This is a genomic window from Lysinibacillus sp. NPDC097279, assembly GCF_044761745.1.
Classification (GTDB): domain Bacteria; phylum Bacillota; class Bacilli; order Bacillales_A; family Planococcaceae; genus Lysinibacillus.
Genome location: NZ_JBIWDA010000003.1, coordinates 41,075 through 65,708 on the forward strand (window position 1 = coordinate 41,075; position 24,634 = coordinate 65,708).

The 24,634-nt window shown below is 35.8% G+C and carries 22 protein-coding genes; 10 read left to right on the forward strand and 12 right to left on the reverse strand.

Annotation, left to right across the window (positions count from 1 at the left end):
- Positions 1–265 precede the first annotated feature (265 nt).
- Positions 266–823, forward strand: coding sequence for a histidine phosphatase family protein (locus ACIQ1H_RS13990; RefSeq protein WP_402889558.1), 558 nt, complete (start codon positions 266–268; stop codon positions 821–823).
- Between the two features lie 24 nt (positions 824–847).
- Here the strand turns inward: ACIQ1H_RS13990 and ACIQ1H_RS13995 are convergent, their stop codons facing one another.
- Entirely contained in the window at positions 848–982 is a 135-nt protein-coding gene (locus ACIQ1H_RS13995; protein ID WP_402889559.1) for a hypothetical protein, read from the reverse strand.
- Positions 983–1,255: 273 nt separating this feature from the next.
- Positions 1,256–2,017: a glucose 1-dehydrogenase gene (locus tag ACIQ1H_RS14000; RefSeq protein WP_402889560.1), complete on the reverse strand. Its 762-nt coding sequence runs from the start codon at positions 2,015–2,017 to the stop codon at positions 1,256–1,258.
- A 195-nt stretch (positions 2,018–2,212) separates the two neighbouring features.
- Between ACIQ1H_RS14000 and ACIQ1H_RS14005 the strand changes: the two genes are divergently transcribed.
- A complete protein-coding gene (locus ACIQ1H_RS14005) occupies positions 2,213–3,607 on the forward strand; it encodes an L-cystine transporter (protein ID WP_173478818.1) in 1,395 nt (464 codons plus the stop codon).
- Between the two features lie 293 nt (positions 3,608–3,900).
- Here the strand turns inward: ACIQ1H_RS14005 and ACIQ1H_RS14010 are convergent, their stop codons facing one another.
- Entirely contained in the window at positions 3,901–5,370 is a 1,470-nt protein-coding gene (locus ACIQ1H_RS14010; RefSeq protein ID WP_402889561.1) for a methyl-accepting chemotaxis protein, read from the reverse strand.
- A gap of 726 nt (positions 5,371–6,096) precedes the next feature.
- Here ACIQ1H_RS14010 and ACIQ1H_RS14015 point away from each other — a divergent pair.
- Positions 6,097–7,362 (forward strand): MFS transporter, encoded by a 1,266-nt coding sequence (locus ACIQ1H_RS14015; protein WP_402889563.1) that lies wholly within the window; start codon positions 6,097–6,099, stop codon positions 7,360–7,362.
- A 133-nt stretch (positions 7,363–7,495) separates the two neighbouring features.
- On the opposite strand, the gene ACIQ1H_RS14020 is transcribed toward ACIQ1H_RS14015, so the two are convergent.
- The 3 genes from ACIQ1H_RS14020 to ACIQ1H_RS14030 all read right to left on the reverse strand — a co-directional run bounded on the left by ACIQ1H_RS14020 (position 7,496) and on the right by ACIQ1H_RS14030 (position 9,712).
- Positions 7,496–7,810 carry a hypothetical protein gene (locus ACIQ1H_RS14020; protein WP_173478815.1) on the reverse strand — a complete coding sequence of 105 codons (315 nt, stop codon included), beginning with the start codon at positions 7,808–7,810 and terminating at the stop codon, positions 7,496–7,498.
- A 128-nt stretch (positions 7,811–7,938) separates the two neighbouring features.
- Positions 7,939–8,499: an SLOG family protein gene (locus tag ACIQ1H_RS14025; protein WP_402889565.1), complete on the reverse strand. Its 561-nt coding sequence runs from the start codon at positions 8,497–8,499 to the stop codon at positions 7,939–7,941.
- A gap of 307 nt (positions 8,500–8,806) precedes the next feature.
- Entirely contained in the window at positions 8,807–9,712 is a 906-nt protein-coding gene (locus ACIQ1H_RS14030; protein ID WP_402889567.1) for a TetR/AcrR family transcriptional regulator, read from the reverse strand.
- Between the two features lie 157 nt (positions 9,713–9,869).
- On the opposite strand from ACIQ1H_RS14030, the gene ACIQ1H_RS14035 reads away from it, so the two are divergent.
- Positions 9,870–11,384, forward strand: a complete 1,515-nt coding sequence (locus ACIQ1H_RS14035; RefSeq protein ID WP_402889569.1) for an MDR family MFS transporter — start codon at positions 9,870–9,872, stop codon at positions 11,382–11,384.
- Positions 11,385–11,681: 297 nt separating this feature from the next.
- Here ACIQ1H_RS14035 and ACIQ1H_RS14040 read toward each other — a convergent pair whose 3' ends face one another.
- A complete protein-coding gene (locus ACIQ1H_RS14040) occupies positions 11,682–13,868 on the reverse strand; it encodes an MMPL family transporter (protein WP_402889571.1) in 2,187 nt (728 codons plus the stop codon).
- Positions 13,869–13,991: 123 nt separating this feature from the next.
- Here ACIQ1H_RS14040 and ACIQ1H_RS14045 point away from each other — a divergent pair, with 123 nt between their 5' ends.
- From ACIQ1H_RS14045 to ACIQ1H_RS14055, 3 genes are all read left to right on the forward strand, one after another.
- A complete protein-coding gene (locus ACIQ1H_RS14045; RefSeq protein WP_402889573.1) occupies positions 13,992–14,609 on the forward strand; it encodes a TetR/AcrR family transcriptional regulator in 618 nt (205 codons plus the stop codon).
- A gap of 409 nt (positions 14,610–15,018) precedes the next feature.
- Positions 15,019–15,447, forward strand: a complete 429-nt coding sequence (locus ACIQ1H_RS14050; RefSeq protein ID WP_173478809.1) for a helical membrane plugin domain-containing protein — start codon at positions 15,019–15,021, stop codon at positions 15,445–15,447.
- 45 nt (positions 15,448–15,492) lie between these two features.
- The gene (locus tag ACIQ1H_RS14055) at positions 15,493–16,677 is read left to right on the forward strand and encodes an NAD(P)/FAD-dependent oxidoreductase (RefSeq protein ID WP_173478808.1); all 1,185 of its coding nucleotides are present in this window, start codon (positions 15,493–15,495) and stop codon (positions 16,675–16,677) included.
- 184 nt (positions 16,678–16,861) lie between these two features.
- Here ACIQ1H_RS14055 and ACIQ1H_RS14060 read toward each other — a convergent pair whose 3' ends face one another.
- Positions 16,862–17,482, reverse strand: coding sequence for a hypothetical protein (locus ACIQ1H_RS14060; RefSeq protein ID WP_402889576.1), 621 nt, complete (start codon positions 17,480–17,482; stop codon positions 16,862–16,864).
- A 95-nt stretch (positions 17,483–17,577) separates the two neighbouring features.
- Between ACIQ1H_RS14060 and ACIQ1H_RS14065 the strand changes: the two genes are divergently transcribed.
- The gene (locus ACIQ1H_RS14065) at positions 17,578–18,549 is read left to right on the forward strand and encodes a quinone oxidoreductase family protein (protein ID WP_402889578.1); all 972 of its coding nucleotides are present in this window, start codon (positions 17,578–17,580) and stop codon (positions 18,547–18,549) included.
- A gap of 132 nt (positions 18,550–18,681) precedes the next feature.
- On the opposite strand, the gene ACIQ1H_RS14070 is transcribed toward ACIQ1H_RS14065, so the two are convergent.
- Both ACIQ1H_RS14070 and pdxR read right to left on the reverse strand, forming a co-directional pair.
- Positions 18,682–19,476, reverse strand: coding sequence for an EcsC family protein (locus ACIQ1H_RS14070; RefSeq protein WP_402889579.1), 795 nt, complete (start codon positions 19,474–19,476; stop codon positions 18,682–18,684).
- A gap of 74 nt (positions 19,477–19,550) precedes the next feature.
- Entirely contained in the window at positions 19,551–20,909 is a 1,359-nt protein-coding gene (gene pdxR / locus ACIQ1H_RS14075; RefSeq protein ID WP_402889581.1) for a MocR-like pyridoxine biosynthesis transcription factor PdxR, read from the reverse strand.
- Positions 20,910–21,005: 96 nt separating this feature from the next.
- On the opposite strand from pdxR, the gene ACIQ1H_RS14080 reads away from it, so the two are divergent.
- Positions 21,006–21,587 carry a GNAT family N-acetyltransferase gene (locus ACIQ1H_RS14080; protein ID WP_402889582.1) on the forward strand — a complete coding sequence of 194 codons (582 nt, stop codon included), beginning with the start codon at positions 21,006–21,008 and terminating at the stop codon, positions 21,585–21,587.
- A 155-nt stretch (positions 21,588–21,742) separates the two neighbouring features.
- A complete protein-coding gene (gene ldmS / locus ACIQ1H_RS14085; protein ID WP_402889584.1) occupies positions 21,743–22,897 on the forward strand; it encodes an L-aspartate--L-methionine ligase LdmS in 1,155 nt (384 codons plus the stop codon).
- Between the two features lie 91 nt (positions 22,898–22,988).
- Here ldmS and ACIQ1H_RS14090 read toward each other — a convergent pair whose 3' ends face one another.
- A complete protein-coding gene (locus ACIQ1H_RS14090; protein ID WP_402889585.1) occupies positions 22,989–23,696 on the reverse strand; it encodes an ABC transporter permease in 708 nt (235 codons plus the stop codon).
- The gene (locus ACIQ1H_RS14095; protein ID WP_402889587.1) at positions 23,693–24,544 is read right to left on the reverse strand and encodes an ABC transporter ATP-binding protein; all 852 of its coding nucleotides are present in this window, start codon (positions 24,542–24,544) and stop codon (positions 23,693–23,695) included. The genes ACIQ1H_RS14090 and ACIQ1H_RS14095 overlap by 4 nt, the downstream gene beginning before the upstream one ends.
- Positions 24,545–24,634 lie beyond the last annotated feature (90 nt).

Genomic DNA, 24,634 nt, shown 5'->3' on the forward strand with positions numbered 1-24,634 from the left:
ATCTACTTAAGAGGCGTGGCTTTTATAAGCAGGCAGCTTCTGTTTTATTGAACTAACAGAGGCTTAAGTTCAATAACGGTCTTCAACAATCGGGCGAGATTCTGTAATAAGAATTAGCGCTCATTTTCATTAAAGGGCAATATAATTGTTTAACGCTCAATAAGATATATCTGGTTAATTATGTTGAAATCCAGGAGAGGTTGTGAAGAAATCTACTTAAACTAACGGCGCAGGTTAATATAACAAGTTGTCAGGAGTTGATAAATTGACTAATTTATATTTTGTTAGGCACGCACACTCTACATATACACTTGATGAATTAAATAGACCTTTATCAGAAAGAGGTTTTGCAGAAGCAACACTTGCTACAAAGTTATTAAAAACAAAGGAAATCGGTATTGTTGTTTCAAGTCCGTATAAACGAGCTATTCAAACTGTCAAAGGTATAGCAGAATACATACATGCAGAAGTTGAAATTATAGATGGTTTTAAAGAACGTACCTTAACCACAGTCTCGGCCAGCGATTTTACTGTTGCAATAGCAAAAGTATGGGAGGATTTCAATTTTTCATGGGAGGGTGGAGAGTCTAACATTGTCGCCCAAAAAAGGGGTATAGAAACCACTTTTAATTTGTTAGAGAAATACAAGGGTGAAAACGTTGTTATAGGAACACATGGAAATATAATGGTTTTAATCATGAATTTCTTTGATAGACAGTATGATTTCTCCTTTTGGCAAAATCTCGACATGCCAGATATATATAAATTAACTTTTGATGGTAAAGTGCTAAAAAACGTAGAAAGAATATGGGAAAGAATATAATAATATTCTTAAACTATTAGTGACTTATAGATTTTCAACAATCGGGCGCATTTCTTTAATAAGGAATGCGTCTTCCTCTATATAAAGGGCCAAATTACTTGCTGTCTCTAATCCGATACTTACTTTTAACATTTTCGGACAATATTCATACCAATACACTTAATAACTCCTTCCTTCTAATAGAACTTTCATCTGTTTTGGTGTATTTTGTTTTAATTATACATTGATGGGATTTTCAATAATTCTGGATTGAAAATTAACAAAATAAAAATGCACAATACTAAAATTTTATTTAGCAATGTACATTTTTATAATATGTTTAACAAATAAACAAGTTATGATTTGATCAAACGCCATATACAATTACTTGTTTTTAATCTTACAGAGTAATGTAGTAAGTTTTTATTATGCTTTACTATGTTAAAAGAATTTTTAATAAGCGCTCCAACCAGCATCAGCAGCTAAAGCTACACCGTTTATAAGAGCAGATTCCTCAGAAGCTAAAAATAGGGCGATATTTGCAATGTCCGAAACCTGACCTGCTTTAGGCATAAGTTGAACGCCACGCACAGATTGTTGCATACCAAATGGGTCTACATTAGTCATTGTCGCTGCGAATCCTGTTTCTACATGTGCGGGTGCAATTGCGTTACAACGGACGTTTTGAGGTCCATAGTGAGATGCGATATTTTTTGTCATCCCTACAATTGCATGTTTAGCAGTTGTATATGCTAGACCTCCACGACCGCCAGTTAATCCAGCGATAGAAGCCATATTCACAATCGTTCCGCCACCATTTTCAATAAAGATTGGTAACACTTGACGAATTGCACGCATTACACCGTTCACATTAATGTCCATGACACGTTGCCAAATTGCATCTTCGACATTTGCTGCTGCTTGCATATTGTCACCAACTCCGGCGTTATTGACTAAAATATCTATACGACCAAAATGAGCTACGGTATTAGCAATCATTTTTTGGATATCCTCTTCTATAGCGACATTTACTTTGACACCAAATGTCTCATAACCGGCATCATTAAATTCAGTAACGGTTGTATTTAATGCGTCCTCATTGAAGTCTGCAATGACAACCTTTGCCCCTTCTTGTGCATATTTACGTGCTATTTCTTTTCCGATTCCTGCTCCACTACCTGTAATAATCGCCACTTTATCTTGTAATTTTCCCATGAACATTCTCCTTTTCCAAATACAAGTTCACTTTTAAACTAGTTTGATTGTATTCCTTTTTAGCCGTTTAATCAAAAAAAATAAACCGCTTACATTCATGAAAATATTAATCTTAATAAAACATACTTGAATAATAGGGATTATAGGTATATAATTCGGTTTACATTATTATAAATCATCTTAGGAGGCCTTCTATTGTCAACTTTACAGGTTATTCTTAACGTGGCGCTGTTACTTGTGTTCGTTGGGATTTTAGTTATTATGAACAAAAAACACGTGAAATTTTCAAATCGTGTTTTTGCTGGTCTAGGTTTAGGGATTGCACTTGGTCTAGGACTTCAATTATTTTATGGTATTGATTCGGAAGTTTTAGCCGAAACAACGCCATGGTACAACATCATTGGTACTGGTTATGTAAAACTGCTACAAATGGTGGCAATGCCATTAGTGTTTATTTCGATTTTGATTGCCTTTACAAAAATGACAATCGGCAAAAATTTCGGGAAAATGGCTGCATTAATTTTAGCAATTTTAATTGGTACAACAGCTGTATCTGCAGCGGTCGGAATTCTTTCAGCAACAATATTTGATTTAGATGCTACACAAATTATGCAAGGTGATGCGGAAACAGAGCGTGGAGCATACCTAGAAGAAAAAACTACAGGTATGGCTGCACCAGATTTACCAACACAAATTATTGAATTATTCCCTGCGAATCCATTCCTTGATTTAACTGGTGCGCGTTCAACATCTACAATTGCAGTCGTAATATTTGCAGCATTTTTAGGATTTGCCTATTTACGTGTTGCACGTAAAGATGGAGAGATGGCAGCTACGATTAAAAAAGGTATTGATGCTTTACATGCGTTAATAATGGGTGTTGTAACTATTGTTTTACGCTTAACACCATATGGTATTTTAGCAATTATGGCACGTACAGTCGCAACATCTGATTTTGGAGCGATTTATAACTTAGGTAAATTTGTTATTGCTTCTTATGTTGCATTAATTATTATGTTCCTTGTGCATTTACTAATTCTTTCATTAAGTGGTTTAAATCCGTTTACGTATTTAAAAAAATCGCTTGAAACATTATTATTTGCTTTCACTTCACGTTCAAGTGCGGGTACTTTACCGATGAATATTAAAACGCAAACAGGTAGACTTGGTGTACCAGAAGGTATAGCAAACTTCGCAGGTTCATTTGGTTTATCAATTGGTCAAAATGGTTGTGCGGGTGTTTATCCAGCAATGTTAGCTATAATGATTGCACCGACTGTAGGCATTAATCCACTAGATCCTGTTTTCATTATTACGGTTATTGCAGTAGTAGCAATTAGCTCGTTCGGTGTAGCAGGTGTTGGTGGGGGTGCGACATTTGCAGCGATTCTTGTGTTATCAGCGCTTCACTTACCAGTTGCGCTGGCTGGTATTTTAATTTCAGTTGAACCATTAATCGATATGGGTCGTACTGCACTAAATGTAAGTGGTTCAATGACAGCAGGTGTTACTACTGCGCGAGTAACAAAAGAGTTAGATACAGAAGTGTATAATAATAAAGCAGTTAGTGCACAAGTAGCTGATTTATAGGCTTTTTAAAATAGAGGTATGCTAAGTTGATTCTTAGCATACTTTTTTTGCGTAAAATTGGATTTCAGGGGAGGGAGGAAAGGGTTTAAGCGATTTCTAAAGGCCCTTCTTCTAAAAGAGTATGAAGCCTTCAATAGCGTCTTGTGCTTTCTGTAGTCACGATATAAGCGCCTTACGTTACTTGCGTTACGACATACATAAAATTGTGTGAGTGACTGGCACTTGAAACCCGCTAAGGACGAAAAGAGAGTACGGAACGTTTATACGTTCTCGTACTCTCTTTTTTTAAAACTTTAATAAGTATTTTTTATATTTTCAGTGCTTATAGCTGTATCACTAATGTATTTTGCGATGCTATGATTGTCAGCTGTGATGTTTTCAATCGATGCATTCATTTGTTGTAATGTTGCAGTTGCTTCTTCAATAATCGCAGCAAAGTCATTTGTCGACGTGTCGACATTTTGGCTGTTAACTGCTACTTCGTTTGATAAATGCTCAAATTCATTAAATTTAGTTTTTAATGAATGTAAAATTTCGCTTAACTGAATAAAGTTTGTATTTACTAACTTTGTAGACTCTACACTTTGATGTAATGTATCACTACTTTTGTTCATATTTACTTGTGCTAATTTATTCGTTGTATTGACATCAGTTAAATTCTCAGTGATTTTAACAGTAATATTATTCGTTAAATCAGCTAAATTTCTTATTTCTTGAGCTACAACTGAGAAACCTTTTCCAGCATCCCCAGCACGAGCTGCCTCGATAGAAGCGTTTAAGGCTAATAAATTCGTTTGTTCCGTTATTTGTTGAATATCATTGGCAAACTGATTCGTTTCTTCAATTTTCTCAGTTAATGTTTTGAAGTTGTCACTTAAGTTCGAAATAACATTTTGAAGACTATTCATTTCAGATGTAAGATGATGAATTTTATTCTGGCCTTCATCTGCTAGTGAGCTTGATTGAACAGAGTCATCTATTAAAAGGGCAGTGATTTCATTCATAGAATGGATTGCTGTTAAGTTATTTTGTGCACTGTCTGCTATTTTAGAAATTTGTTCACTTTGTATCATGCTACCTGTTGAAACTTCATTCATAGCTATTTGAATTTCTTCTTGTGATCTTAAATTTAATTGTACTTTATCGTTAATTTTGCTAATACTGTCAGCTATCACACCAATTTCACGTTCCAAATGAATTTTATGCTCTTCTTTTGTTTTCGCATCTGCTTCTGCGATTTCACTATACTCTTGTAGTTTTTTAAATTGGTTTTGATTCATACGAATTAATATCGTTAATAAGAACCCAGTAAAGAGATAAATGATAATAAATGAACTTATTTGTCCAGTATAGTACTCAAATTCAGGTGAAGGGAAAAGATAAACTAAAATAAGTGTTATTAAACCTAAAATATATCCAACACCGAAAATTTTATTATTAAATTGAACAGCAGCAAACACTGCAAAGAAAAATATTGATAGTGCTGTGGATAATTGACCGCCATGTATCATTACTAGACATATATTAAATACATTCATAACGATAACTATTAAATATGGGAAGGCGATTTCTTTCTTATAACGATTAGTGATTATGTATATCAATGGATAAAATATAATTTGCGCGCTATAGAAAAAGATGATCCAAAAATCAGGCTTTAAAGATAATGAACCGATTAGACCTAAAATAGTGGAAGCTAAATAAGTGAATAGCATAAGTTTGTTTTTATTTTTCAAGTCTATTAATTTTAATTGCTCAATCATATTACACTGAATACCTCCTAGTTAAATTATTATTTCAAAATAGTTATTAATCACTAATAAAGGAAAAGATTTCCCGTTAAACTAATGATTAAGATTGATTATATTAATTTTAGTAGGAAGTAGTAAAGACTTATTTTCGAATTTTTCTGATGTTAGTTAGAACTACCTAGTTAAAAATAGTAAAAGAAGTGTGGAAAATAAATACGGAAAATTCAAGAAAAGAATTTGTCAAGTGATTTCCAAAGAATAAATAAATATTCTGTGAAATTAATTAATTTAATATTAAACAGTTTAATGTTAAAATAAATTACAGGTCACAAAAGTTTCACATTTATTGGAGGTGTTTGTGTGGGAAGAAAGCAAGACAAAGTCTAATGTAGCGCGGTTTTATAGGTGGAATAATCAACTGCGAAATTGCTTGCAGAAATGTCAAAAGTAAGCTACCGCAGATCTAAATAAAAAGAGTGTAGGAGCATTTTGAGATATTCAGTGCGCAAGGATTCCACTTCATTTGATTAATTTAAAGGAAGCCGTAAATTCTTTTTATAAAGTAGATCTTACTTAAACGTTGTGCATATAGCTTAGTCTAATGGTACAAGTTAAGTAATGTAAATATACAACAAAAAATCTATCGTATCACTACAAAAATGACAAATTACATCCAAAAGGCGAAATTTGTTGTTTTATGTAAAATAAAGTCTTTTAAATAAAAGGAGAAATAGGGAAATGAGTGCTAATAAGAAAAAGTTTCACTTTGCATGGCTAGTTTTAATAGGTCTATGTATTACAGTAGGTTTAGCTAAATCTGGATTAAACAGTTCAGCTGGACTATTCTTACCATCAGTATCGGAAGACATTGGTGTAGGTTTAGGGAATTTAACGTTATATCTAAGTATTTCATCCATTGTGACAATGATATTCCTACCAATCGGCGGGAAGTTAATGGCTAAATATGATACTCGTATTTTACTTGTTGTTGCAATTATTTTACAAGCAGGTTCTTTCGCTCTATTCGGTATGATGAGCTCTGTTTGGGGCTGGTATATCCTTGCGATTCCTCTAGCTGTTGGTGGTGTCTTAATCACAGTTTTAGCAGGTCCAGTATTAATCAATCAATGGTTTAAACAACGCAGTGGATTAGCTTTAGGTATTATTACTGCTTCAGGCGGTTTAATTGGAGCTTTCTCATCTCCTATAATTGGTAACTTAATTGCAAACCAAGGGTGGAGAAGTGCTTATATTATGGTAGGTGTTGCAGCTATCGTAATTATTGTTCCGACAATTATTTTCTTCTTAAGAAAATCACCTCAAGAAAAAGGTTTATTACCTTATGGTGCTGAAGACACTAACAATAATGAGAAAAAAGTAGAAAAAGATACAAGCAATTCTGGTATTTCATTTGCTGATGCGAAAAAATCATTATCATTTTCATTATTACTTTTGTTCTTCTTTATTATTACGTCTGTTGCGAGTTTTTCAATTCACATTCCAACATACCTTGTGAATCAAGGATTTAGTGTGAAATTTGCTGGTAATATTATGTCTGCTTTAATGGTGGGCGTACTTTTAGGTTCTATTCTATTTGGTTATTTAATTGATAAAATTGGTGCTAAAAGTACAACAATTATCGCAATGTTAATCGGATTAGTTTCGATGTTGTTACTGTTATTCTTTGTCCAAAGTACAATTGCAATTGTTGTGGCTGTTGGCCTATTTGGTTTCGTATCAGCTTGTATCGGAACGCTAGCTCCTGCAATTACTGCTGCATTGTTTGGTAATAAAGATTACAGTCAAATCTATTCAACAGTTTCGATCGGCTTGGCAGTAGCGGGTATTATCGCACTACCAGCGTATGGCTATATTTTTGACTTTACAGGAAGCTACACTCCTGTGTTATACATTATTGTTATTATGTTAGTAATTAACATTATTTCTGTATTAGTTGCTTTCCGTAATAAAGAAAAAATGGTGAAAGACGGCTTGTGGAAATAAGTCATATCACCATTAATTGAATTAATGGTTCTAATAACTACACCCCGCTTGTTGGACAAGGGGAGGTGTAGTTTTTTGTTTTTAGAAACATGTTTTGCCGAAAAAAATTCAGAATTGTTTGAGTGACTGGCACTTAAATAATTTTTACGTAAAAATCTTTACCATTTATAATGTCCGTCAACTCAATATCGTACTGCGTTTTATAGTAGTCATAAATATTGCGTGCTAATCCGGAGTGTCCATTTAAATAAGTTCCCTTTTTAATCTCTTTTCGTGGATTATGGAAATCAAAATATAAGCGTGAATCGTGACACATTGCATTTAAAATGGCTTTAAATTCTTGTTCCTCAATATGGATCCCTCTCGTATACTGACATTCACGACGATACGTATCGTGTGAGACATTAATAGGAGTAGGCTCAAGAATCATTTCGATTTTTCTATTCAAATGTTAACAGCTCCTTTCAAGTTACAAGTACTATTCCTTCTATTATAAAATTGTCAGAAAATTATATCAATATTTATCTGTATGAAAGGCTTTACTATACCCAACTATAGGAGGAAATATTCGTTTATCTACCAATCCTGCTGTTGCTGTTGTATTTCCTCTGCGATTACTTGCAGATCGTAGGAGTTGATTGTGAGAATAGTATAGTCGTGATTTTCCATATATTTTTCGGCTAAACGCTTCATATACTTTGGGGAGCCCTCATTTTCTTCATCATAAACTAGTAGCAAGCCGTCTGTGTTTTGAATAATAAATTTATCTTTTTCAGTAAATTGCCAAGGAGCTTCGTACGGTTTTTTTGTCACACTTGTTACGAAGTCTGCTTGTGCAACGAGCGACTGATATTTTTCTTGTTTTAGTTCTTGCCAGTTCTTTTCTTGTTCTAGAAATGGAGTGATTATTGCATATTTTAAGTTAGGAAATTCTTCTTTTAACGCTATTACAACTTCCGCACCCCATGTTTCAACGCCCTGCTGACCACTAATAATGACCCATTCCAGACCTTCATCTATTAAGGCTCTTAAACGGCTTTCTAAAGCTTTTTTAATAATGGGGATACCAGGATGTTTTTCATTAAAAATACCCAGTTCGTGTGGTTTATAGCCTGTGATAATAATTCGCTGTAGCACTCAAATGCCTCCTAAGTAGTTTTTATGTAACATCAGTATACAGCAGGTAAAGATTGAAAACGAATGGAATGGGGTCAATCACAGAATAGGTTTAGCTAATGCGGATGGTATCGGGGGACAAAGCCAACAGATTGCTAAATTGCAAAAAAATTAATGTCTGTTTGAATTATCAATTTGTTTTGGAGTACAAAAAAGGTTGTCGTAGCTCTATAGCAACTCGTTTATTTCGGCTTGTAGAATCAATACGAAAATACTTAATATAAAACCCCGATTAGTCTCATACTAATCGGGGTTCTTATATAGCTATTTATTTTTTACAATGCTCTGATGGCTGACCCATTTTCACATAGCGCCATAGATTATTGGCAATATCGCGCGCTTCAGCGGCATGTTCGGTTCCGACAAAGGCTTTTCTGAAAGGTGTAAGAAGAGATTCAATAATAAAAAGTTTTGGTTTCTCCTTTTGAAATTCTTCGAGAAGGAATGTTGCGAATTCAAAACCTTCCATCGTTTCTTCTTCTGTTAACCCCTTCGTAAAGCCTAGCAATTGCTCAATCACAACATCTTTACTTATTTGTTGATAATTTATTACATTTTGTATAGCGTTAAACATTTCGGCGGTAATAAGGACTTCTTTCGATTCAAGCATGGCAGGTATAATTAGGCTTATATTGCGTAATGCTACCCGTACAATTGCTTCGCGGTTTATATATTTATAGTCAGCTATTAAAACTGCACGTAAGGAAAGGTTAACCATCCCAAGTGTTTGTACAGCACATTCATAGCTCATCGGTCTAATTTCTTCCCCAAAAACCTGTACAAGTCGATTTGCAAGCCATTCCAATTCTTGTAAGTGATAATTCAAAAGGATTTTCTTAAGTTCACTGTCTCGTGAATGGAAAATTGATTCGAAAATTTGTACTAGGTTGTGCTCACGGTTAACATGCATCAATACAGCGACCTGCTGTGTTAATATTTCTAAATCAGTAGGGTCTTTTCCATAAAGAAGCTCATGTCGGCGATTGCTAGCTTCTTCACGCCCCTCATCTAATATGGCAATTAAGCAGTCATTTTTGGAAATGAAATGATTGTAAAATGTCCCTTTTGAAACTTTGGCTGCACTAATAATATCGTTAATGGATGTATCTAAAAATCCTTTTTCTATAAAAAGCTCCCGAGCTGAAGTGATAATTTGTCGTTTTTTTTTGTTCATGACCTCACCTTTTTAAATTATTATACTCGTATTCTACAATGTAAACGCTTATATATCAACGTTTTAAAATTTTTTAATCTTAATTCTTGAAAAAAGTAGACTGCGAGTATAAAATAAGTTTTATCGCAAAACAACAAGAAAGAATAGAGGGATATAAATGAATAATGACTTAACAATGAAAAAGCCCCCTTATGGCATGATTGCTATTTTGTTCGTGGGTGCTTTTGTTGCTTTTCTTAACAACACATTGTTAAATGTTGCGTTGCCAACAATCATGAAAGATTTTGGTATTACGTATGCAAAGGTACAATGGCTTGCAACTGGTTATATGCTTGTAAGTGGTATTTTAGTACCTGCTTCAGCATTCTTTGTGACACGCTTTAAAAATAGACATTTATTTATTACTGCCATGTCTATTTTTACAATAGGTACAATTATGGCTGGCTTTGCTCCAAACTTTGGTATGTTACTTGCAGGACGTATGGTGCAAGCGGCAGGGGCTGCTAGTATGTCACCATTATTAATGAACGTAATGCTGACTAGCTTCCCGAAAGAAAAACGTGGAGCGGCAATGGGGATTTTCGGTTTAGTTATGATTGCTGCCCCAGCGATTGGCCCAACATTATCGGGTTATATCGTAGAACATCATGATTGGCGTATGCTGTTCCAAATGATTATACCATTTGCGATTATTAGTCTGCTATTTGGTATTTGGAAATTAGATAACGTTATGGAAACACGTGAAGTGCACTTAGATATTCCTTCTGTATTATTATCAACAGTAGCATTTGGTGGTATTTTATACGGTTTCAGTACTGCAGGTGACAAAGGATGGTCTAGTCCTTGGGTTTACGGTACAATTTCAATCGGGTTTATTTCCTTAATTATCTTCATCTTTAAACAATTACGTATGGATCAGCCTTTACTAGAGTTACGTATTTACAAATATCCGATGTTTGCATTAGGTTCTGCTATCTCAGTAATTATTTCAATGGCGATGTTCTCTGGGATGATTTTAACACCTGCGTATGTGCAATCAATTCGCGGTATTGAACCATTTGAAGCTGGATTAATGATGCTTCCTGGGGCACTTGTAATGGGGATTATGTCACCTATTACAGGTAAACTTTTCGATAAGTTCGGACCACGTATTTTGGCTATCATTGGTTTAACGATTACAACAATCGCAACATTTGGATTAACAAAATTAGCACTTGATTCTAGCTACACATTCATCGTATCGATGTATACAATTCGTATGTTCGGTATGTCGATGGTTATGATGCCTATTATGACAAATGGTTTAAATCAATTACCACAAATGATGAATCCACATGGTACAGCGATTAATAATACATTACAACAAGTAGCAGGAGCTATTGGTAGTGCTGTATTAGTTACATTTATGAATAACCGTACAAAATCAACAGCTGCAGACTTAATTGCAGATGCGAAGGCACAAGCAGCGCAATCAGGTGCTGCACCTACAGCAGAGCAAATGCAACAAATGCAAGATCAAATTATGCAAACTGCTCTATTAGATGGTATTACACATTCGTTCTTAATCGCGGCATTCGTTACAGTTCTCGCATTAATACTTGCGTTCTTCTTAAAACGTGTAAAAGTTGAAAGTGCAGCTGCAACAATGGACTTAAAAAAACCAGCAAAATAATATAAAAGAGAATCCCACCGATATGTATCGGTGGGATTTTTAGCTGTAGACAACTAAACTTATAAAATCATACGACTGCAGTTGATTTCTGCTAGCGCAGTATAAGCTACAACCCACGCTAACGTGTGGGTTGTTTAGGCTTACGTTTTAGCTTTTTGAACATGGATGTTATGCATACGGATAAAAAAAGACAAAGGGTATTAAGTTAACTTCTTAATACCCTTTGTCGATATTCTGATGCCACCGAAGTATCGGTGGCATTTTTTATTGCTCTTTGCTAGTAACTTACTAAATAATTTAATTACCTTTTTTAAATAATGATCCTGGCCAGAATGCATATTTTCCTAGCACGGTTGTAATGGCTGGTACAAGCAACGGTCGAACGATAAACGTATCAAGTAATATACCAATTGCCGTCACTACACCAAACTGTACAAGTACTTGGATAGGCAGTGTAGCAAGCACTGCGAACGTACCAGCTAAAATAAGCCCTGCCGATGTAATAACACTACCTGTATGCACAACGCCTTCTTCTACTGCTGTTAAATGATCTTTCGTTTTTCGTTTCTTCCAAATCTCTGAAATCATGAAGATATTATAATCCTCACCAAGTGCAACTAAAAATACAAAGGCATATAGCGGGATAGAGCCTGCAATCGCCTCTGCCCCCATGACATAGTGCAAAATAAGCCAGCCTGCGCCAAGTGCACCAAAATAAGAAATAATAACTGTAGCGAGCAAATAAATAGTTGCTGTTACAGAACGTAAATAAACAAATAATAATAAAGCTATTAAAGCAATCATTGTTGGCATGATGACAGATTCATCGCGCTCAGTTACTTGTTTTGTATCATATTGGCTTGCTGTTTCTCCACCAATCCAAACGTGCGTATCGGCGTCTTTAATACCAGTGTCTTCAAGCAACTGAACAACCTCAGCCTTCAACTCTGGAATATGTTCTAAAGACTCTTTTGCATAAGGATTTGCATTCAATGATAATTCATATAATTGAATAGAATCATTTTTCGAACCAATTTGCACATCAGACACGCTATCAATATATGAAATATTTGCAAGTTGATCTTGTAAATTAACATCGGCGCCTTGCGTATCGATAACTAACTGAACAGGTGCTAGCTCACCAGGTGAAAAATTTTCTTCTATTAAAGTGAAGCCTTCACGTGATGGCATATCTTCTGGGAATGAAGATAATAAATCAAATGTATATTGAATGCGTGGTACAAATGATGCTAAACCACCAAGAAGTAGGAGTGTAATAGCAATAACAATCCATGGCTTATGGGTTACGAAGCGACCAATTTTATGACTAACTTTATGTGAAGATTTATGTTGTTTTTTGCCTTTTTTCTTTGCCATTTCCTCTGTGCGAGGAGTGAATGGGTAAAAGGCTACACGACCAATAACAACGAGAATAGCTGGCAATACTATTAGTGCTGCAATTCCCATGATTAACACGCCAAAGCTAAATGGAACTGCAAAGCGTTGGAATGATCCATAATGGGCAAGACTAAGGGTAGCTAAACCAATAACAACCGTTAGGGCACTCATCATAATAGCGCCACCAGATTCTTTAACAGCAAGCTTCATCGCTGTAGCTTTATCCTCAACTTCAAATAAAATTTCACGGTATTTTGAAATTAAAAATAAGCAGTAATCTGTACCTGCACCAAATAGTAATACTGTCATAATGGAGACAGCTTGTGAATCTTTATCAATCCATCCTTGCTCTGCGAAGAAACCTAGTGTTGGGCTAATTACACCATAAGCGAGCCCTACAACAATTAGTGGGATAATGGCAAGTAATGGAGAGCGATAAATTAAAATTAATAATACTAATACAAGAAGCACTGTCGCTATCATTAATTTCACATCAGCTTGTGAAAATAAGCTAACAGCGTCGGTTGCAATTCCAACTGGACCAGAATAGCGAACATGGAGAGCATCACTTGTTAGGTCTTTATCTAATTGCACATTGTTTGAGTCCATAGTTTTCGTTAAGGAATCGAGACTCTCTTGTAACATGTCTGTTGCAACGCCTTTTTCAAAAAACACAGGTGTGACAATAGTGGAGCCATTGTCAGATGTAGATGCAGCAAAGGCCTGTGGTGGCATTTCATCATAAGGCGGAATTAGTGTTTGATGCCCTAAAGGATTCGCTTTAAGCTCTGCGTAAACCTTTTGGATAGCCGCAAAATCATCATTTGTTAGGCCGCTTTCTCTATGCCAAACGAGTAATAGTGGTGTCCCTGCATCGTTAGGGAATTCTTCAGCAATAATTGCTGCCGCTTGCTCAGACATCTCAGTATCTGGTAAATTTTTACCTGATTCACTTTCAATACTGTTAATTTGTGGCCAAGCAAACGAGAGGACAACAACAAGTAAAACCCAGCACCCGAGAGCTATAAATCTTCCTTTTTTACTTGCTACCATTGAGCCCCATTGCTCAAGAGGGTGTTTTTTCATGAGAAAACCTCCGTTTCGTGTAATTAATATTAATTATATATACTAGAAGGTTAATTAATCAATAAAGAAGTTTCGATATGTTATAATATGTTTAAAAGAACACATTATAAGGAGGCGATCTTGTTGAAACAATCACCGCGTGTTCTAGGAAGACCCCGCCATGATGACAAGGCCAAACCTACAAAAGATATTGTCTTAGAAACAGCAACGATGCTATTTATTAAAGAGGGATACAAAAACGTATCCATGGATGATGTTGCGAAAGCCTGTAATGTTACGAAAGCTACGATTTATTACTATTACCCAACTAAAGGGGATTTATATACATCGGCATTAGTTGAAATGATGCATAGAATTAGGTTCCATATTGAACGAATTTTAGAACAGTCGATTCCATTTAAAGACCGTCTCCAACAACTAATTGAAGTCCATTTATCGGCAACTGTAGATATCGATATGAAGAACTTTATGCGGGAAGCTACAATTAATTTATCCAATACACAACTAAAAGAAGTTCATGCTTCTGAAAATGAAATGTATAAAACGATAGAGCAGTCGATGCAAAAAGAAATGGAAAAAGGAACGATACGTAATGGCAATGCTGAATTTTTTGCCCATAATTTTATGGCACTTATGACAGTTGGTTATTTTAAAGATGGGGAAGGAAAAAGATTATTTCAAACAGTGCCTTTAGCGGCAAAAGAGATAATTGACTTCTTTTGGTTATCTGTCGAAAAGTGAAAATATTTGTAGGTAATAACATATTTTATAGCGAACTGGTTTTTATAGAATTTTATGTTGCAGTATATTTTTTCCAAAACAAACAAATAAAGAGCGCGGATAACTAAAAATGGTTTACAAATAAACTATTTTTTAAAGATTGTGCTGTAGTTGATTGAAATAATGCGTAAACAGTCTTATAATGGATGTTGTAATATCACCAAGATAAGAGATAAGGATGGAATTGTGATGCGCTTTGTGCAAAGTACAGTAAATATTGTAATAACAAATCATGAGACTCGCTTTCCAGCCCTTGTGACTGGTGTGAAGGATATCCGCTGTAAGGACTGTTAAGAAGATCGCTTAATGGTCTTTTTTACATGGAGGCAATATAAAAAATAGTATTAGTGACGGCAAAGGAGAGTTCAAAATGTCAGAAACGAATAACCAAGCACAGTCTGAACAATTAACTGTGAGTCAAGAGCAACTAGATGTACTAGATCAACTATTAAAGCCTGAGGTGCAAGAATCTCTAACAACTTTAGTTGAGCAATTACCAAAGCTAACTGAAATGATGACGTTATTAACTAAATCATATGAGTTTGCTCAAGCTGTTGCAACAGATGATGTATTAAAAAGCGATACTGTTGGTGCTGTAACAGAAATGGCTGCACCAGTAGTAGGATCAGCTAAACAACTTGCTGCTACTGCTATTGAAGCAAAAGATCGCGCTTCTGAAAGCAATGAAGTAATTGGTTTATTTGGTCTTGTAAAAATGATCAAAGACCCACAAGTTCAAAATGTTTTCCGTTTTGTAAATGCATTTTTACAAGTAAACGCTGAACGTAAATCTAAATAAGACCCGAGATATATTCAATTCGTAAGGACGGAGGATTAATTAATCATGTCAAAAGAAATCGTCATCTTAGGTGCTGGTTACGCGGGTGTATTAACTGCATTAACAGCACGTAAGTATTTATCAGCTGATGAAGCTAAAATCACTGTAGTAAACCAATTCCCAACACACCAAATCATCACTGAACTTCACCGTTTAGCTGGTGGTACTATTGCAGAAGGTGCAGTAGCTTTACCGCTTAAAAAAATCTTTAAAGGTTTAGATATTGATTTACAAATCGCTAAAATAACTAAATTCAATGTAGATACTAAAAAGGTTGACCTAGATAATGGTTACACTTTATCTTATGATACTTTAGTTGTTTCTTTAGGAAGCCAAACTGGATTCTTCGGTATCCCAGGATTAGAAGAAAATTCAATGGTTCTTAAATCTGTTAACGATGCAAACAAAATTAACCGACACATTGAAGATCGTATTAAAGCATATGCACAATCTAAAGACGAAGCAGATGCAACAATCGTTATCGGTGGTGGCGGTTTAACAGGTGTTGAGCTCGTTGGTGAAATCGTGGACAACTTCCCGAAAATCGCTGCTAAACACGGTGTAAACTTTGCAGATCTTAAAATTAAACTTGTAGAAGCTGGTCCTAAAATTTTACCAGTACTTCCAGATGTACTTATTGAACGTGCAACTGAAAGTTTAGCAAAACGTGGTGTTGAATTCATCACAGGTACTCCAGTAACAGGTGTTGAAGGTAACGTTATTTCACTGAAAGACCGTGAGCCAATCGTTGCAAATACATTTATCTGGACTGGCGGTGTCGCTGCACTTCCAATGGTAGCTGAATCAGGTCTGGCTGCTGATCGTGGCAAAGCAACAATCAATGAATTCCTACAATCTACATCACATGAAGATGTATTTGTAATCGGAGATGCTTCTGTTGCATTACCAGGCGATGGTGGACGTCCACTTTACGCTCCAACTGCACAAGTTGCTTGGCAAATGGGCGAATGCGCTGGTTACAACTTATTCGCACAATACAAAAACCAAGAGATGAAAACATTCTCTGCAGTTAACTCTGGTACTCTTGCAAGCTTAGGCCGTAAAGATGCAGTTGCTACTATCGGTGCTAGCAACACACAACTGAAAGGTCTTCCTGCAACACTTATGAAAGAAGCGTCTAATATTCGCTATCTTACACATATCAAAGCGCTATTCGGCTTAGTGTATTAATTTCTGAATAACTAAAAAATCCCCGTGAATGTTAATGTAAAAGCTAACATTTTACGGGGTTTTTTATAATTACATATAAATTTGAGTTGGACCTGTGCTGAGATTTTATTATTAGTGTTTGTATGCGATTCTAGAAGGTATCGCTAGGAGTTGTTAACTGGTAGAATAGTTTAATTAAATCAGCTTAATTTTGAAGATAAATTTTGAGCTTTGATATGATAGTGTGACACGTAGAAATCGATTCTAGCGTATTGTTCGCTATTTCGAGTGAATGGTTTGCATTTTGCACGATAGTAAGATGATGAGATGTTAGCAGACTCATCCTTTCATTGGAGAAATGAGGATCAGCTGTCCCAATAGCGATGAAGCTATGTTGATTTCCTAAGTTCTGTACAACATGTTCAAGGGATAGTAATGGTGTTAACAGGATATAACGAGAAGGGATAAGAGCCTCTTGTTGTAAATAATAGTCGGAAATCGGCAATGTTCCAAGCGACTTTCCAATGTAAACAGCTTCATTGTAAGTATTAGATTGTAAATAATATGTAACGATAGAATCGACGCTATTATAAACCATTTCTGAAATAGCTTCTGGTGGCTGATTGAATTGCTGTTGCTCAAATGTATAACAAACTTGGACAACATCATAGCCTAATTCGAGCATGAGTGAAGTAGCGTAATGCATTAATGGTTTATCATAGTTATAGCCTGTACCTGAAAACATAAAGCAAATTTTATCACTATTCATATCATAATAATTGTATGCAATACAGTTGTAAGTTTCTTTACTAGGTTTGATTGTCATCATAATCCCCCTTATCTTAAACTGAAAAATGTAAATATGTAACTTTTTTATATAAAGTTAGTTATAATTTTACTATAACAGGAAGGGGGTAAATTATGAAGGCTGTGACAATAAATGAATTCGGGTCACCAGCTGTACTAACAGTTGTGGAATGCCCAAAACCTATGATTTCGAAGGGGGAAGTGCTAATACGTACATCCTTTACGAGTGTAAATTTTGCTGATATTAAAAACCGCACAGGAAATAAAGCAAAGGCTAGTTTTCCTATGATACTTGGTTTAGATGTAGCTGGTGTTATTGAAGAAGTTTTTGATGATAGCAGTATTTTTAAAAAGGGAGATTACGTCATTGCTTTTCCTAAGAACGGTGCGTATGCACAATATGTTGTTGCCAATGAACAGCTAGTCTTTCGCATACCGGATGGTGTACCTATTGAAAAGGTAGCAGCTGTACCGACTGTTTTATTTTTATCCTACATTTTAATTGATCGCATCGCACAAATTGGCTCGCAGGATAGTGTTTTAATTCACGCTGCATCAGGCGGAGTGGGGACAATGCTTATTCAAATGGCGAAAAGTCGTGGTGCAAAAAAAATTATAGGTACTGTAAGCAATTTAGAAAAAGCACCGATAGCATATGAGCTAGGTGCCCATCATGTGTTAACATATGAGAATTTTAGTGCCAAAGTCAATGAATATATAGATGGACTTGGTGTCGATGTTGTCTTCGATTCGATTGCAGGAACGATTACAGAAGAAAGTTTAAATTGTTTAGCACCATACGGTACTCTTGTACAGTTTGGTAATAGTAGCGGTAAAGCGGGCAATATTAAAACTGCTGATTTACATAGTAGTTGCCGTAATGTAAAAGGCTTTAGCTTAGGAACGACTCGGGCTTTGAAGCCTGAATTATTACAACAAGTAGCTCCAGCTATTTTTACACTATTGCAGGATGAAAGCTTCCAAGTGCCGATAGCAGCAGTGTTTGCTTTAGAGGACATGGAAAAGGCGCATGAATTGATGGAGAGCCGTCAGCATCAAGGGAAAATATTAATTAAAATTGTGTGAGTGCCTGGCACTTAGCTTTGTGGGTGTGTTGTAAGCCGCGACCCTTGCATACGCACGGTTTGTTGCGGCTTACGTTGCGTGCTTTCCAGCAGCTAAATATAAATTGTTTATGAATTGTGTGAGTGCCTGGCACTATTTTAATTTTTCGTATATTCTTCTTTTTCGGTAAAGCATGATTCCTGTTTCTGCTACATCTTGTATCATGCCTTTATTAGCGTAGGCACCGAAGATCATACCTGCTATCGGAACCATTTGGAAAAGCTTTTTCCAGCCCATTTGGTCACGATATGTGAAGAATACTTCCTGCCACCCTTGAAGTTGTGAAATCATCGTTTCGGAAACTTGTTGATTGTCGTGCATGGATGAAATTTCTTCTAAAATAGCTTCTTTACCTACAATATCAGCGGATGTAAACTGTAGACACTTCACGATGAAAATACGTTCCATTTTATCATTCGGGTCAAAGCCGTGAATAATTGCAATTTCCTGTAATGTTTTTAAAGCCATTCCTAAAATAAAAGGGATATCAATTGCCAATGTGAAAATGCCGCCAAAACCAGTAGAGGCACCTTGAACTGTTGCCAATTTCACGCGTTCTTTTTGAAGCTTATCACTTAGAGCAATCATCTCTTCTAAAGGAATGTTACCGATATCAGATATTGCAAAAATATTTTGATGCGAAGAATGGTTACGGATTTTTTGAATCATTGTTTGTTCATTGATTAAATATTTGCCACCTGATTGAACATAGCTTCCAAGCTCATCAACAAGTAAAGCTAGTTTCTGTTGAATAAAGGTAGGTGTCATCTTATCTAAAATTTTAAATGGAATACGTCCTAATCTTTCCCAAAACCATAGACCTTTTTGGTCTTTTTCCCACGCTTCAATTTCTTGTAAATATATTTTTAATTGCTCCTGATTCTCCATTATCTAGTCCCCTTGTGAGTGCATTTAGTTACAATACGTAAACGAATCTAAAAAGTTTCAAGTACATACATAATCTATTGCCATACAGAAGCAAGTAATGTAATGCCCTCTTCAATTTGTTCAAGTGTTAATCCACCATATCCAATAATAATCATGCCATGTTCAGTTGGGTGCTGATATGAAGTAGAACAAGGATAGACATTGATACCTACCGCATAAGCAAGCTGGATAGCCATATGCTCGGATAATCTTTTAGGTAATTTTACAATAATATGTAGACCAGCATTTTCGCCGATAATTTCAAATTCCTCAGAGAATTGACTACGAATCGCTGCAAGTAAAGTCTGTTGCTTTTTACGATAGATAGTGCGCATTTTTGCTAAATGTTTATCGAATAGCCCTTGCCCAAGAAAATCAGCAAGCACGAGCTGATCTACCTTTGAAACGACTGACTTTTGTTCCTGATGGAAGCGGGTAAATCCCGCCACTAGTGATTTGGGCAAAATCATATAGCTAATACGTAGAGAAGGTAGCAGTGTTTTTGAAAATGTACCAAAATATATGACTCGCTGTAGCTGATCCATGTTCGCGAGAGAAGGGATTGGAAGCCCCTTATAACGAAATTCCGAATCATAATCATCCTCGATAATAAATGTATTATTGGAGGTTGCCCATTGTAACAGTGATGCACGGCGTTCAATTGACATTACCATACCGAGTGGGAATTGATGTGCGGGTGTTGTGTATAACATGTGAATAGTTTTTTTAGGTACGGTAACGCCTGAGTTATCCACAATTATCGGGTGAGTTAATAAACCACATTGTTGTAGAGTTGCCTTTACTCGTTTAAAACCTGGTTCTTCTAAACCGACTTTAGTTTGTGGCCCAAAGTAATGCCCTAGAGCCTGTAGTTGACTTTGAGTGCCGCTGTAGATAAATACTTGCGATGGTTCACAAATAACGCCTCGTGAGCGTCCAACATAGTGGGCAATCTCTTGTCTTAATGCAGTCTCTCCTTGCCACGGACTTATGGATAAAACATCTATTGTAAAGTGTTTTTTCATTAGCTTATGAAATGTTTGTAGTGGGAAAGCCGCTTTATCCACATGCCCATTACTAAAATCAAATTTCACTTTGTGATGCGTTTGCAAGGAAACTGTATTTATTGTTTGACCTTGTTGAAGCCATTCAAACTCCAACGGTGCTATATAGTAACCTGAGCGCTCTTTACTGTAAATATAACCTTCTGCCAGCAATTGCTCATAGGCTTCTTTAATAGTATGAACACTAACATTTAATGTTGTTGCAAGCATACGTTTTGAAGGTAATTGTTCATGTGCTAAAAGTTTATGTAAAACAATAGCTTGTTTAATGCTTTCATAAATCTGTACATATTTCGGAATAAGTCCTGTGAATGAAATGGAAAGTTCCATCGTCTATCAACTCCTTGGTATGGTCGATATATTCAAAATTGGTTATATCCATCATATCAAAATTGCAGTTAAATATTAAAAAAGGAGTGAAGGTCATTGAAATTTAACGTTTTAGAAAATGAAGTCGTCTTATTAAAACCTCTAGCAAAAGAAGATATCCAAGGGTTACTTGCAGCAGGAAGTTATCCAGAGATTTGGCCATATTTGCCCACAGCGATAGAAAGTGAAATGGATGTGCATAACTTTGTGGAAAACGCCTTATCTAACAAAGATAGACAGACAGAGTTTCCATTTGTCATTGTGGATAAGCATTCAGGCCAAATTATAGGATCAACTCGCTATATGGACATAGATCATAAGCACAAACGTCTGGAAATAGGCACTACATGGCTTACACCAGCATTTTGGCGAACTGCTGTAAATACTAATTGCAAATATTTATTACTTAGCTATTGTTTTGATGTACTAGGCTTACACCGTGTTCAAATTAAAACTGACCATGAAAATATACGCTCTCAAAGGGCAATTGAGCGGATAGGGGCTACAAAAGAAGGTATTCTACGTAATCATATGATCCGTAAAGATGGTTCAATTCGGCATACGGTAATGTATAGTATGACATTAGAAGAATGGCCCGAAGTAAAAGCGCGAATTGAGCAATTTTTAGCATTAGCCTAACTAAAAATCTTTCTACATTCGATTTCCTTACTAAAAACAAGTAAAAAAATGGATATTTGCTAGTCTTATAATCTAGTTTTTGTAAAATTATGTGTGAGTTGTGGTAATCAAGGGTAGATTACTTAAAATCTATTTTTGAAAAGTGGGGGAATAGTATGTTAAAGCCGAAATTAACATTACGACAAATTTACGGTGATAATGCTGTGTATACACCTCGTACACCATATAGCGATAATCCGTGGATGATGGATGATTGCCATAAACTAGATGCATTAACAGCAAGGGAAGTCGCCATCGCGGATATTCCTGTTTTAGTGCACCGTGCGACGCAAACGGCGAAGGCTAAAAAAATACATGAATTAGCGGGTTTAACATGGGTAGAGCAGCCGTATACGTATGAAACACAAGAAGAATATTTAGCGCAATTAGATGCTTGGTGTGAAGAAGGAAAGACGATTGTTTGTCAGTATTTACATGACGCAGAGCATATGAACCGTAATTGCTATTGGATGGATGCCGCCAAATTTAATGAGTTAAATACAAAAGCTTATATTGACCATTTAATTGATAGTAAATACGTACCAAGTCGTTTGAATATCGAACTATATAGATTATCGGATGCCATGAAAAATTGGAAGCCACCTGTTGTGCTCAAGCCAGGAGATGATTCACCTACTTCTGGTGGATACGGCGTCATCATTTGCCAAAATCAAGATGAGTTAACAGAGGGTTTACGCCAATTTCGTATGAATGGAACGGAAAGCATTATTATCGAAGAATTGTTACAGGCAAAAGATAATTATAGTTGTCAGTACGTGTATTCTGAAGAGCTCGGTATACAGTATTTAGGTGCATCTCAACAAATGACAGATGAAAATGGAATTTATGAGGGGAATGTCATTGTAGAAAAAGTACCAGATAAAGTGATTGAAGTAGGGCGCCATATAATGGAGCAAGGTGTAGCAGAAGGCTTCGTTGGTGTAGCTGGGTTTGACTTAATCGTCACAGAGGCAGGAGATGTGCAGGCGATTGATTTGAACTTCCGCCAAAACGGCTCTACCTCTATGTTAATGTTTCATGAAGCATTAGGTAAACCAGTTAATAAATTTGCCTCTTATGCATCAAAAGGTGTGGAACATAATGAACAATTTTTTCAAAAGATTGAGCAACTGATAGAGCAAAATGTTCTATTCCCATTAGCTTTTTATGATGGGGATTATTTTGAAAGCGAAGTTCCATCGAGATTTGTTGGTATTTGGTATGCAGACACATTAGAAGAAATCGAAAAACTTGAACAACAATTGCTTTAATGGAAAATTGTTTGAGTGCCTGGCACTCAAACAAATGCAAAGCATTGAGAGGAAAATCTTAATGCCTTGCCAATACGCTAAAAGAATGGTTTTAATCTACCATTCTTTTTTTATAAACAAATCCAGTAACAATCCAAGCTACTGCTGACCAAGCAATAATAGTAACGATAGGGATGATATAGTCCATCGAAGAGTAGTTACCTTCCAAAGCTTCTGCTAGAAGTACTAATTGAGCACTTGGAAGCCATTTTGCAATTTCTAAAACAGGATAAACAGAAGCTAAAGTTAAGGCAAACGGTCCAAATGAGAAAATAAACATAACAGGTAACACGATAATCGATGCTTCCATAATTGTTTTTGCAAATAACCCACATAATGTTCCTAAGGCGATATAAAAAACGATAGAAAGTAATAGGGCAATTGCTAAGATAAACAGGTTAGCTGGCTCGTAGCCAACAAGGAAAATCGACAAAGCTACTACTACAATCGTAACAATAGAGACAAACAAGCTTTTACCTATTAAAATATCTCCAAGTGAAGCAGGAGAAAGCATTAAACTTCGAAGAGTATTTTTCTCCTTTTCTTCTGCAATTAAGCAACATTGTACATAGGCTGTCACAACAGCAAACACTAAATTTATTGGTAAAAAATAAGCATCAATACTATCCGTTCCGATTTTATTATAAGCAAACGCTAAAATTAAGGGTAAAAAAATCATAACAGACACTGCATAATTTCTTGAGAATTCCTTGTAGTCCTTCATAAAAATAGCTTGAATACGTGTTATTGATATATTCATATTAAATCACTCCCTGTTATTTGCATAAAAATATCGCCTAAAGTTGGTTCGTTTGTATAGATACGTGCCACTGCATTTGATTGCATCCAATCATATAATTGTTTTGCATCTTGAGCGCCATTTTGAATCGTTTCAGATTGGCCATTTTTCAATTCTACAGTAAGCGTTTCATCTCCAAATTCACTTTTTAATTGCTTCGGTGAACCGATTGCTCGAATTTTTCCTTGGTGTAAAAAGGCAACACGATCACAAAGTATTTCTGCCTCGCTCATATCGTGTGTTGTTAAAAAGATAGTTGTTCCGAGCGCATTTAATTTTCTTAAGCCGTTATAAATATGCTGAGTATTCACTGGGTCAAGTGCTGATGTTGGCTCATCCAAAAATAACAATTCAGGTTTATGCATAATGGCACGAGCTAGCGTCACACGTTGAATCATACCTTTAGAGAGCTGACTCACTTTCTTTTTGCGCTCTGCATAAAGGTTAACAAAATCTAACGCCTCTTTTACTGCTGTATGAGGTAATTGATACAAATTACTATATAGTAATAAATTTTCTTCAATTGAAAGCCGTGTATACAGCCCACTATTATCCGTTAAGATGCCGAAGCGCTGACGATTTTGGCTAGATTTCATTTCACTAGCTGATCGATTAAATAATGAAACCTCTCCAGCCGTTTTTTCAGTTTGCGCAGTTAATATTTTAATAGTAGTTGTTTTACCAGAGCCGCTTGGACCGAGAAAACCAAATATTTCTCCTTTTTTAATAGTAAAGGAAACATCCTGCAATGCAGCCTCACGATTAAAGACCTTTTTTAAATGTTGAACATCAATAATTACTGTCTCCATGTGTAAACCTCCTGTGGTTGTTGATAACCTCACTTTAAAGCACGATGGAGGAGTAAACATTAAATTACTGGTGAAAGGCGGAAAATTGAG

Coding starts and splice junctions, on each gene's coding strand:
- ACIQ1H_RS14000 (WP_402889560.1), bottom strand. CDS start 2,017: ATGGGAAAATTACAAGATAAAGTGGCGATTATTACAGGTAGTGGAGCA.
- ACIQ1H_RS14010 (WP_402889561.1), bottom strand. CDS start 5,370: ATGATTGAGCAATTAAAATTAATAGACTTGAAAAATAAAAACAAACTT.
- ACIQ1H_RS14015 (WP_402889563.1), top strand. CDS start 6,097: ATGAGTGCTAATAAGAAAAAGTTTCACTTTGCATGGCTAGTTTTAATA.
- ACIQ1H_RS14030 (WP_402889567.1), bottom strand. CDS start 9,712: ATGAACAAAAAAAAACGACAAATTATCACTTCAGCTCGGGAGCTTTTT.
- ACIQ1H_RS14035 (WP_402889569.1), top strand. CDS start 9,870: ATGAATAATGACTTAACAATGAAAAAGCCCCCTTATGGCATGATTGCT.
- ACIQ1H_RS14040 (WP_402889571.1), bottom strand. CDS start 13,868: ATGAAAAAACACCCTCTTGAGCAATGGGGCTCAATGGTAGCAAGTAAA.
- ACIQ1H_RS14050 (WP_173478809.1), top strand. CDS start 15,019: ATGTCAGAAACGAATAACCAAGCACAGTCTGAACAATTAACTGTGAGT.
- ACIQ1H_RS14055 (WP_173478808.1), top strand. CDS start 15,493: ATGTCAAAAGAAATCGTCATCTTAGGTGCTGGTTACGCGGGTGTATTA.
- ACIQ1H_RS14060 (WP_402889576.1), bottom strand. CDS start 17,482: ATGACAATCAAACCTAGTAAAGAAACTTACAACTGTATTGCATACAAT.
- ACIQ1H_RS14065 (WP_402889578.1), top strand. CDS start 17,578: ATGAAGGCTGTGACAATAAATGAATTCGGGTCACCAGCTGTACTAACA.
- ACIQ1H_RS14070 (WP_402889579.1), bottom strand. CDS start 19,476: ATGGAGAATCAGGAGCAATTAAAAATATATTTACAAGAAATTGAAGCG.
- pdxR (WP_402889581.1), bottom strand. CDS start 20,909: ATGGAACTTTCCATTTCATTCACAGGACTTATTCCGAAATATGTACAG.
- ldmS (WP_402889584.1), top strand. CDS start 21,743: ATGTTAAAGCCGAAATTAACATTACGACAAATTTACGGTGATAATGCT.
- ACIQ1H_RS14090 (WP_402889585.1), bottom strand. CDS start 23,696: ATGAATATATCAATAACACGTATTCAAGCTATTTTTATGAAGGACTAC.
- ACIQ1H_RS14095 (WP_402889587.1), bottom strand. CDS start 24,544: ATGGAGACAGTAATTATTGATGTTCAACATTTAAAAAAGGTCTTTAAT.